The organism is uncultured Succinivibrio sp. (assembly GCF_902756765.1).
GTDB lineage: Bacteria > Pseudomonadota > Gammaproteobacteria > Enterobacterales > Succinivibrionaceae > Succinivibrio.
In genome coordinates this window covers 1-10,933 of record NZ_CACVSS010000064.1, presented here as the reverse complement: position 1 = coordinate 10,933, position 10,933 = coordinate 1, and the positions used below count along the sequence as shown (strand labels likewise).

9 protein-coding genes are annotated in these 10,933 nt (G+C 41.0%); 6 read left to right on the top strand and 3 right to left on the bottom strand.

The features are described from left to right. Nucleotides 1–269: 269 nt before the first annotated feature. From QZU45_RS08895 to QZU45_RS08885, 3 genes are all read right to left on the bottom strand, one after another. Nucleotides 270–2,624 (bottom strand): hypothetical protein, encoded by a 2,355-nt coding sequence (locus tag QZU45_RS08895; RefSeq protein WP_295354318.1) that lies wholly within the window; start codon nt 2,622–2,624, stop codon nt 270–272. A gap of 119 nt (nt 2,625–2,743) precedes the next feature. After that, a complete protein-coding gene (gene dnaX, locus QZU45_RS08890; protein WP_295000089.1) occupies nt 2,744–3,877 on the bottom strand; it encodes a DNA polymerase III subunit gamma/tau in 1,134 nt (377 codons plus the stop codon). 9 nt (nt 3,878–3,886) lie between these two features. Next, complete coding sequence (locus tag QZU45_RS08885) at nt 3,887–4,459, bottom strand: adenine phosphoribosyltransferase (protein WP_074841594.1); 573 nt, start codon at nt 4,457–4,459, stop codon at nt 3,887–3,889. A 94-nt stretch (nt 4,460–4,553) separates the two neighbouring features. Between QZU45_RS08885 and QZU45_RS08880 the strand changes: the two genes are divergently transcribed. The 6 genes from QZU45_RS08880 to QZU45_RS08855 all read left to right on the top strand — a co-directional run bounded on the left by QZU45_RS08880 (nt 4,554) and on the right by QZU45_RS08855 (nt 10,784). Then, complete coding sequence (locus QZU45_RS08880; protein ID WP_295354314.1) at nt 4,554–5,225, top strand: HAD-IA family hydrolase; 672 nt, start codon at nt 4,554–4,556, stop codon at nt 5,223–5,225. Nucleotides 5,226–5,323: 98 nt separating this feature from the next. Beyond that, nucleotides 5,324–6,454: a hypothetical protein gene (locus QZU45_RS08875; RefSeq protein WP_295354311.1), complete on the top strand. Its 1,131-nt coding sequence runs from the start codon at nt 5,324–5,326 to the stop codon at nt 6,452–6,454. Between the two features lie 49 nt (nt 6,455–6,503). Then, the gene (locus QZU45_RS08870; protein ID WP_295354308.1) at nt 6,504–7,271 is read left to right on the top strand and encodes a DUF2057 family protein; all 768 of its coding nucleotides are present in this window, start codon (nt 6,504–6,506) and stop codon (nt 7,269–7,271) included. Nucleotides 7,272–7,328: 57 nt separating this feature from the next. After that, nucleotides 7,329–8,090, top strand: a complete 762-nt coding sequence (locus tag QZU45_RS08865) for a glycosyltransferase family 2 protein (protein ID WP_295354306.1) — start codon at nt 7,329–7,331, stop codon at nt 8,088–8,090. Beyond that, nucleotides 8,090–8,902: a glycosyltransferase gene (locus QZU45_RS08860; protein ID WP_295354303.1), complete on the top strand. Its 813-nt coding sequence runs from the start codon at nt 8,090–8,092 to the stop codon at nt 8,900–8,902. Before QZU45_RS08865 ends, QZU45_RS08860 begins: the two co-directional genes overlap by 1 nt. Nucleotides 8,903–9,164: 262 nt before the next feature. Continuing rightward, entirely contained in the window at nt 9,165–10,784 is a 1,620-nt protein-coding gene (locus QZU45_RS08855) for a methyl-accepting chemotaxis protein (RefSeq protein WP_295354300.1), read from the top strand. Nucleotides 10,785–10,933: the final 149 nt, after the last annotated feature.

Genomic DNA, 10,933 nt, shown 5'->3' with positions numbered 1-10,933 from the left:
ATTGTCAATTGTCCGATGATGCTGGCAGTGTAGGGAGATTACCAATTGGTATCGCTTGTACCTATATTATGCTGACTAGCAAGCCCTCGGATTTATCCGCGGGTATTTGACATCTAGTCGATACAGATAAATATTCTGAACTATGGATACCCTCCATTTTTCAAATATAATACATTCCGTTCTCTGAATCTGATACATTCAATTTGTCAAATATGATGCTTTCCATTCTCTGAATCTGATACAATTAATTTGTCAAATATAATACATTTCTACTTATCAGTATTAGAAGGAAGACTGCTCTGAGTATAAATGCTGATATTAAGTGTTCTCAGATCCTCTCCAAGCCTTGAGAGGAGACTATTCAGCTCCTCGTTCTGAGAAATTTCATACTTAGCATTTTCAATTTCTTTGATATACCACATTCTGGCAAGCTCTTCGGGGCATCCAGGAGGAATTCCTTTAAAGGATTCAAGCTCGATCTCCACAGGATGATTCAGGACAAAGGAAAATCTGGTTCTAAGATTATGATGAAAATCAGGAGCCATGGTCATGAGCTCAAAATCATCGGAAATCTGGAGTTTCCATTTATACTGATCGTTCGGATCAATAGTGCGTTTTGAATAGCATAAAGCAGAGAAAACCGGACCATCATTGTATCCTGACTTAAGAATAGTCTGGAACCAGGAATCAGTCTGTTCTACCTTATAGTAAAAATCCTTAGGTTCAAGCTTTCTGCCTAAACGTCTGTTTTCAAACTGACGTTCTGCCTCTATAAGCTTTAAGGTTGATTCACGAACAATCTTAGGATTACCGTCAATCAGATTATTCTCTGTCTCAGAGGTATTGGAGTTATCAACAGCCTTTAAATCACTAACGCGGACTGTTTCTATATGAGAATCATCCTCTAAATCGTCATCATCATTTACCTGAGTAAAGTCTGAATCTATATTCTGAGAGCCACCTGAAACAGCATCAGGATATTCTGCCAAATCAGATTCAGTTGCTACTGAAGACAGTGAGACAGATGATTCTGTAGACTCAGCAATAACAAAAGGAGCTGAAACTGCAGGATGAACAGTTGCTACATTTTCTGTTGCCGCATTAAGATTCTGACCGAAATTTCCGCTTAAAGCCGCATCAACCGCCTGCTGCAGTGAAGGAGAAAGCTCATTTTCAACAGTCTTATTACCTGCTGATCCAATGATGGATTCAGGTGCTGAGGCGACAGTGCTCTCAACCTCAGATAAAACTGCATCTAGAGTCTCAAGCCTGTCAGGAATAATCTCTGTAACCTCTTTGGTATTTCCTTCAAAGTAGCCTGCTACATAGGATACTTCAATACCTGTCCTGGTATTGGAAACAGTAGCTTCTTTATCATCCTCTTTAGGATTTTTTTCTGATGAAGAAGTTGTCTGCTCACTGGATTTTACGCACGATTCCGACTCCAAAGCATATGACTGCTCCCCTTCAGCGACAGGCTCATCTAAATTCTGAATGTAGTAATCATCCTCATTTGCCAGAAGATCAGCTTTTTCCTGTAATTCTGTCTGAGGATTGATTACAGACTCAAGGTTAATGGCCGAATCTCTTAAGGACTGATTTAATCGCTGCGCATCCTCTTTTAACTGATTCTCTAATTCCTTATCCTGCTCAAGCTGAGCCAGAGCTTCCTTCTGAGCCTGTGCAAAGGCCTCATCAACACTAAGCTCCTCTGACTGAGGGGTAAGCTCAAATGGAACGTCATCACTCTGAACTGAAGCTTCTGCCTTATTCTCAGCTTCAGGAACATTTACAATGTTCCCTGCCTCATCAAAGGACGGAAGCTTGGACAAAGCTGCTTTTAAATCTGAAGATGCGCTCTTGGTAGAGGTTAAATCAGCAACAATGGAAGATATACCTTCAATACTTCTTGAAACATCACTTGAAACCTGTCCGTCATCTGCTGAAGTCAGTTTTTGAGCAGAAGATCTGAGTTCGTTTAGGTATCTTTCAGCATCCAGAACTATATCAAGCTTACTGTCTATGACACTTCTGGCATTCTGAAATTTCTCATTAAAAATAGTTGAGGTATTTAAGTTCTCATTCTGTGGAACAATTTCTGAGGATGGAACTGTAGGATTGAAAATCTCATCGAGCTTTTTAGTATATTCAGAATTATCGGTCTTAAGAGTAGTAACCGTTCGTTTCTGCTGTTCTTCTAAGGCACTGATTAAAAGAGATAACTCACTGGTATTGTTATGAGATACATTCTTGAGATCGGAACCATCCATAGGCGGATTGAAAACAGGGCCGTTATTCTTAGGAAGCTCAAAAGCCTCAGTGCCGCTGCCCTCTGCATTACTCTGCTTAGAATCATTTTCAGTTGATGCTGAAGATTGTACAGGTGAGACAGCTGATTCTGATGTAGCGGAACTTTGGACAGAAACAGAGTCTGATTCTAAGTCAGATACAGAATCAGTTTTTTTGCTTATATCTTCGCTGTTATCCGAAGTATCAACGTTAGACAGCGTATCGGCAGGAACTGCATTAGGACTGATAACCTCAGAGATTTTAGGAGAGGCATCAGAAGTTTCAGAAACAAATTGGCCGACAGTCTCTGATTTAACAGCAAGAATATCAGACAAACTGCCTGCAAGGTTATCTGGTAAAGACAGGGACAAAAAGTCTGAGGATAAAAGCTGTTCCGGAGTTAAGCCCTGAAGTTCATTATTCAGATATTCAAGAAGTTCAGGACAGTCTTCACCTAGCCAATCTTTTTTTTTTCGGGTGTAAAGGCTAGCATTCGCAGCACGGTCATTTCAAAGGCAGACGCACCGTCTGCTGCAACCTTGTACTCTTCAAGGCCCTGAAGGCAGATCTGATAGTAAAGCTGAATCCCCTGAGCAGACAGATCTTTTGAATAGTTTTCAAGAATTGAAAGCGGTGTGGTAAATACGTTCAGCGCATCCTTACCGCCGATCATCTGATATAGAGCAAGATCATGGAAAGTCTGTACCAGTTCGTCAAGCAGACTCTTGTAGTTTGGACAGATAGCCCTTACTGAGGATAGAACCTCACCAAGTTTAACCTGAGAGTTAACCTTTAAAAGCTCAAGTACCTGAGAGATAAAGCCATCACCTGCAGTACCTAGCATAGACAGAACTGTATCTCTTTTAATCTCACCATTACCCAGAGCAACTGCCTGATCACATAAGGATAAGGCATCACGCATACTGCCTTTGGCGGCTCTGGCAATAATCACTGCAGCCTCATTCTGACATGGGATATTTTCCTTTGAGGCAATGTACTCTATACGAGAGGCAATCTGATCGATTGTCAGAGATTTGAGCTGGAACTGAAGACAGCGAGATAATACTGTTGTAGGAATCTTCTGAGGATCAGTGGTAGCGAGAATGAATTTTACATATGAAGGAGGTTCCTCTAAGGTCTTCAGCAGTGCATTGAAACTGCTGGTTGACAGCATGTGAACCTCATCGATGATATAAACTTTAAAGCGTCCCTGCAGAGGTGGATACTGAGTGTTTTCTAAAAGAGCTCTGGTATCATCGACTTTAGTCTGGGACGCTGCGTCAATTTCAATAACATCAGGGAAGTTGCCCTCGCTGATGGCACTGCAGATTGAACAGGACTCAGAATGTTCGTGAGGATTTGAGCAAATGCCTTCTTCACATTCAAGACATTTTGCAATAATTCTGGCAATAGTGGTTTTACCTATTCCTCTGGTACCGGTCAGCAGATAAGCATGATGAATTCTCTGTGAATCTATGGAATTCTTAAGAGCATTAACCACATGCTCCTGACCTACAACATCATCAAATGACTGAGGTCTGTATTTTCTTGCTAGTGCCTGATACTGTCCTGAGGATTCTATTGCCATTTTATCTTCTTAGTGACCAGGGAAGCTGATTAAGCTGAAGGAATCGATACCGTAGGTATCTTTAATACGCTTAGCTCCGCCAAGGTCGAACAACTCAATTATAAAAGCGAAGGACACAATGTTTGCGCCTGATTTTTCTACTAATTTTATCATAGCACCAGCAGTACCGCCAGTTGCAAGTAAATCATCCAATAGTAGAACATTGTCACCTTTCTTTAATGAGCCTTTGCAGATTTCAAGAGTATTCTTGCCGTACTCTAGGTCATAATCCTGACTGATGGTCTCACGAGGAAGCTTGCCTTTCTTGCGGACAAGAACCAGACCGCAGCCAATTTTATAAGCTAGAGCACAACCAAAGATAAAGCCTCTGGCATCTGCTGCTGCAATATAGTCAATCTTCTCATCCTTGTATACATCGTACAGAAGGTCGATTGTATCCTTCAGAGCCTTAGGGTCCTCTAAAAGTGTAGTAATGTCACGAAACAGAATACCTTCCTGAGGAAAATCCTTTACAGCGGCAACAGAATCCTTAAGATACTGAATGCGGTTTTGAAAATTGTCTATCTTAGATGTATCAATCATTGTTAGTCTTTAGTCCTATTAAATGAGCTATGTTAAAATTTGCCCAGCGGGATATTCTAGCAAATTTCAATAATAATTTTAAGTTTTTTAACCGATGAAAACAAAATATAAAGCAATTCTTTTTGACCTGGACGGCACTCTTTTAGATACAGCCCCCGATCTTATAGCAGCCTGCAATTACACTTTAGACAGATTCGGCTATAGGAAACTTGATGAGAAAATCATCAGAACCAGGGTCACAGCCGGTATGAGAGAAATGATGAAACTGGGGGTTCCAGAAAAGGAATGGGACAGTGCGGGAATAGAATCCGTCATGAGAGATTGTTTTGCTGAATACTACACTGCTCATATCTGTGACAGAACTACAGAGTTTCATGGAATCGGTGAGCTTATACAGACACTTCACAAAAGCGGCATTAAAACCGCAGTCATTACCAATAAATACTACGCTATGGCGAAAAAAGTGTTATCTAAGTTTGAATTTTCCAAAAATTTTGAGCTTATTTTGGGCTGTGATTCTCTAACCCATTCAAAACCGCATCCAGAGCCAATTTTAAAGGCTTTGGAGATCCTTGAAATCAAATCAGAAGATGCTCTGTACGTTGGAGATCATTTAAACGATATCAGAGCGGCAATTGCCGCTAAGACCGATTCTGTCGCTGTTTTATGGGGATACGGTCAGAATGAGTGTGCTGACATCGACAGCTGGGGTGCAACATACAAAGCACAGGATGTTGAGCATTTAAAAAGCATAATTTTTTGTTAATATAGCTTATTGAAAACTATTTCAAATAAACACTGTTTCCTGATAATAACGGTAGAAGATAACAGTGAAAAGATAACAAGCAGTCTGGTGTACTTTCTATGAAAAAAATTCCTCTTGCGGCAGCTCTTTCTATTGCATTGATTTCTCAGGCTCAATCTGCGACCGTTTATGAAAAGGACGGAACCAATCTGGATCTGTTCGGTAGAATCAACGCCATGTATCTTTCTGATGGTGCTGCCCGTCATGTTAAAGGTATTCAGAACAAACAGAATGACGACAATACTCTGCAGAGTACCGTCTATTTCGGAATAGCCGGACGTTCACAGCTTTCAGACAATGTCTATGCAATCGGCTACTCAGAATGGATTATGCCATCAGGTGCAAACGGCACCGATAAATTCATAACCCGTGCCCAGTATGTCGGCTTTGATGCCCAGCAGTATGGAACCTTAACCTTCGGCCGTGGAGATAATGCATTCTATACGGTTGCAGGTGTAACTGATGTCTATCAGGAATTAGACAGCAGAGTAAACGACCATTATGCCTTTGGTGACTACCAGCCAGGTCTTATCATGTATTCTCTCTCAGCTATGGGCTGGGATTTCAGAATGTCATATCAGACAGCTTATGATGATGTTAACGGCTCTAATGTCAATATTCACAACGGTGCGGCTTTTGCCTTTGCCACAAGACTTGCCAACGGTATCGGCATTGCCTACGGTTTAAGCTACTACTATCTGCAGCCGGACAAGAATGACATGATGGCCAAGGAATTCTCTCCTCAGATTAAAAAGATGTATCATCTGGGGGATTCACAGGATGATCTGAATACAGCCTACTCTCTAAGACCAACCTACAAGATAGATAAAGGTCTGTCCATAACCTACGGTAATTTCGGTGAAGGTCTGTATGCTGCCTTAAACGGAACTGTAACCAAGTACAACAAGTACACCAACCGACTTTACAGTTATGAGGCAGTTGTAAACTACGCCTTTGATAACGGCTTCTCTACCACTTTGGGCTACGGCATGAAGAGGTTTGATGGAGCAAATATCAGATCGGATATAACCTGCGGCGTCTACTACAGCTTTAATCCGAACTTCAAGGTATTTGCCGAAGCTTCCTTTGATGTTTCTTCAAAGCCTGAAAGATTCTATTCTGAGGCCCAGATTAAGCGAATGGCCATGGATAAAAATAAAGGCCTGATCGGAGCTGAATACTCTTTCTAATATGATATGATAAACGTTAATCAAACACTTTAATTAGGAAAAACATAATATGTTAAGCAAAAAGATCAAAGTCTCACTGATTGCACTTGCTGCTGTATTTTCTGTACAGGCTTATGCAGATACAGGCTTTAAGGTACCTGTTCATTACAATGTTGAACTTGTTGACGGTATTGAAGACTATAGCGGCTACAGCAGATTCAGCCGTATGATTGAATTAGGTTCCGGCAAACATCAGGTTGTTTTAAGCTTCAAGGATACCTTCAAGGATGGCAAGGACACCAAACTGGTTCAGTCTGTAAATCCTGTAGTTATCAATATTGAAGATCTGAAGAAAGATCAGGTTGTAACCTTTAAGTACAAACTGCCATCAAGCATTGATCAGGCACAGCGTTATGCCGAACAGCAGAAGATTACACTTACCGATTCAAACGGCAGAGAGCTTAACAAGTCTGAGGCCAGCTATTTTGTTTTAACCTCAGACAGAGGCTTTACTCTGATGAGAGACTATAAGGCTGAACTTACCTCTTTGGGCAGATTATATGCTCCAACTGATGTACCTGATGCCCAGCGTGGTATCACTATGACAAAATACGGTACTCCAACCATCAGAGCAAGTTCTACCGGTTCAAACGGTTCAGGTCCAGCTCAGGGACTTACCATGGAGCCAATGAGCAGTAGCACTTCAGCCATGAGTACCTCAGCTGTTGGTGGCGGTGTGGTAGGATCATCAGTTACATACAATGAGCTGGTTAACATGTATAACAGTGCAGATGATGCCACCAAGCTCAAGTTCGTAAAATACGTAATGTCACACTAATCAGTAAATGAATATGGCAGTGTTAATACACTGCCTTACTTTTCTCAGCCTTTGTATATGGATAAATTACCTTTAAGCGTCATCATTCTTACCCACAACGAAGAAGACAATATCAAAGCCTGCATCGAAAGTGCTCTTTTTGCCGATGAAATTCTGGTTTTAAACAATGATTCTCATGACAGAACAGTTGAAATTGCCCAATCACTTGGTGCAACAGTTATCGAAAGAGATCTGAACAATGATTTTTCTGCCCAGAGAAATTTCGGTATTCAGAAAGCAAAACATGACTGGATATTCATGCTCGACGCTGATGAAAGAATCACAGAAGAGCTGGCTCATGACATTAAGATCTGCGTGGAAGTCAACAAGGATATCTGCTATCAGGTCAGTCGAGAGAATCATTTTATGCAGGGCAAGGTGCTGCATGGGGTTCTTCGTCCTGATAATGTGGAGAGACTGTTTAAAAAGGAAGGCTCCTATTATGAGGGCATTATCCATGAAAGGTTGCACTCACCATATCCTAAACATAAACTGAAAGGAAGACTGATCCATTTTCCATATAAAACCTGGGAAGTGCAGCTGGAAAAATCCAACCGCTACTCTACTCTTTTAGCAAAGAAATACCATGATCAGGGAAAAAGCTGTGGCTTTGCCAGTATCTTTTTCAAGCCTCTATGGGCTTTTATCAAGATGTACTTTATTCATGGCGGTTTTCTGGATGGTAAACTTGGTTTTGTATTCTGTGCAGAGCATTATTTTTACACAATGGAAAAATATCTGAAGCTGTACAGTCTCAATAAATACGAAGGGCGAATCTGATGCTAATTTCGGTAATTGTTACAACCTATAATCGACCAGAGGCATTATCTCTGATTTTAAAAGCCTTTAACTATCAGACAGATAGAGATTTTGAGGTAATTATCGCCGATGACGGTTCCGGCAAGGATACCAGAAAAATCATCAACCGCATGATCATAGATTCAAACTACCCTATAACCTATGTATGGCATGAAGATGATGGCTTCAGACAGTCCATGATCAGAAACCGAGCTGTACTCAAGGCCAAGGGGGATTATCTCGTATTCCTCGATGAAGACTGTATTCCAAGACGTTCCTTTATTGAAAACCACCGCAAACTGGCTCAGAGAGGTTATCTGGTGGCAGGCAACAGACTCTCTGTCTCTGAAGAGTGTTCAAAACTTATCCTGGAAAATGACGAGAAGATCTGGAATTACAACTTCATGCAGTGGATTAAGGTATATCAGAACCATGGCATCAAAAGACTGCATCAGATTTTTTTATTCCCTTACTTCAATTCTCTAAGAGATCTCAGGGATGACTGGAAGAAAGTCTACGGCTGCAATTTCGGACTTTTCAAAGAAGATTATCTGAAAGTCAACGGTTCAGAGTGTTCTCCTGACATCGAGGGCTATGAAAGCTATGATCTGGCCATAAGACTGATTCATTCAGGAGTAAAACTCAGATCTGGACGATATGCAACAGGTGTCTTCCATCTTCGCCACAAGAATAATGATCGCAGTTTTAATAAAGAAAACTACGAAAAACTTAACAATATTCTTAACTCTGATATAGTTAGAGCAAGAATTGGAATTGCAGAACTAGAGGAATAGAGCAATCACAGTCGGCAGATTAGAATAATTCTTTAATAAGTAAAGCTTTATTCTGCAAATATTGTGAAGTTTCTTTTATTTCTGATAATTTTCAACGCATAAATAATTAAAAACCTTTTGAATATCATTTTTTTAGCTGTCATTTGACTATAATCATAGTAGATTTGCGGTATCAGAGGATGTACTCCTTGTTATGCAGAGAGCCGTCTGATGTTATTGTATTACGTTAAGTCTTATTTGTAATTCTTAGTGTGAGATCATAATGAACAACAAAAAATCACTTGGCGTTAAGGCCAAATTAGGTATGGCGTTCGCGTTAGTAATTGTACTGACTCTGATTATCGCTATAGTTTCAATCTCAAACGCAAACTCATCAAGAAATGTTGCAGGGTTTGTTAAGGGAGTAATTGAGAATCATTATGCAAGAATTGTTAATGTTTCTCAGGCTGCTACAGCTTTCCGTGATGATCTGGTTATGTACAACAACTCTGTATCTCTGTACAACCAAGATTCAGCAGCTAAGACAGAAGAAAAGGTTAAAGCTCTGAAGGATGCAATTGCTAATCTGACTGTGTTCAGAGAGTCTGACACCAAGGATGTAGAAAACATCAAGTCTTCATTGAATTCTGCAATCGACCTGTGGAAGAACAAGATGGAGACCATGGTAGACAAAGGCTATTCAGTTGACGTAAGAAACTGTTATTCAACAGAAGTATTCCCTACCATCAACGGCGCTATCGAACTTGTTAACAAGCTGGTTGGGGTATATCTGGGACGTGTAAACAATCACATTACCGAGATGACTGATCCTACTCCAATCTGGATCGTATCCATCGTTACTCTGATTGCTGTTGCCTTATCCCTGTTCGTAGCAATCAAGCTGCCAAGCTCATTTGTTTCAATCCTGGATTATGCTGTAAATCAGGCCTCCATCATCTCAAAGGGTGACCTGTCACAGACTATCAGCAATAAAGGACGCAGCGATGAGTTCGGTGTTCTGTTAAACTCACTTGAGAAGATGAGAAAGGACTGGCAGAGCAATGTTGTTCTGATTAAGGATTCTGCAAACAAGATTGAGAATGCTTTTGAGACCATCACCGAGATGACCAACAGCATGAACATGAAATCTCAGGAGTCTCAGTCACGTTCACTGACAGTTGCTGCAGCTGCTGATGAGATGGTTTCAACCACTGGCGATATCGCCAAGAACTGTGAATCTGCAGCAGCAAATTCTAATCAGTCCAATGAGACCACCCGTGAAGGTGTTAACAAGGTTCAGCTTACCATTGAGGGTATTCAGAATCAGGTGGTTAAGTCCAAGCAGGATGCTGACAATGTTCAGGCTCTGGTTGATCAGGCACAGAAGGTTGGCTCAATTGTTCAGACCATTGACGACATTGCATCTCAGACCAATCTGCTGGCTCTGAACGCAGCTATTGAGGCAGCCCGTGCCGGAGAGGCTGGTAAGGGCTTCGCTGTGGTTGCAGATGAAGTTCGTGCTCTGGCATCAAGAACCTCATCCTCAACTCAGGAAATCACCAAGATGGTTTCTCAGATTCAGGTTAATGCAAACACCGCTAATGAGTCTATGCAGTCATCTGTTAAGAACATGGATGAACTTGCAGTTGAAACCTCTACTATTGAGGAGCTGCTGAACAACATTACCATGCAGGTAAGTCAGGTAAATGCCCAGATTACACAGATTGCTACCGCTGCTGAAGAGCAGACTACAGCAACTGCTGAAATCTCCGGTAATATGCAGGATATTACCCATGCTTCACAACAGCTGTCGGATGACTGTTCTACCGCCAAGGGCGAGGTTGACAAGTCAATTGTTCTACTTCGTGAGCTTGTTGATATTCTTGCAAGAATTAAGGTTTAAGACATTAGTTCTGAGGATTAAGACATAATTGAGGACAGAGGAGCTTTTATGTAACTGGTCTAAATAAAGCGTCGTTCAAATAAACATTCTGTATTTATATAATTTCCTCATTCGGCTAGACCAGTCTATATCGGTTCGTTATGTAAGAC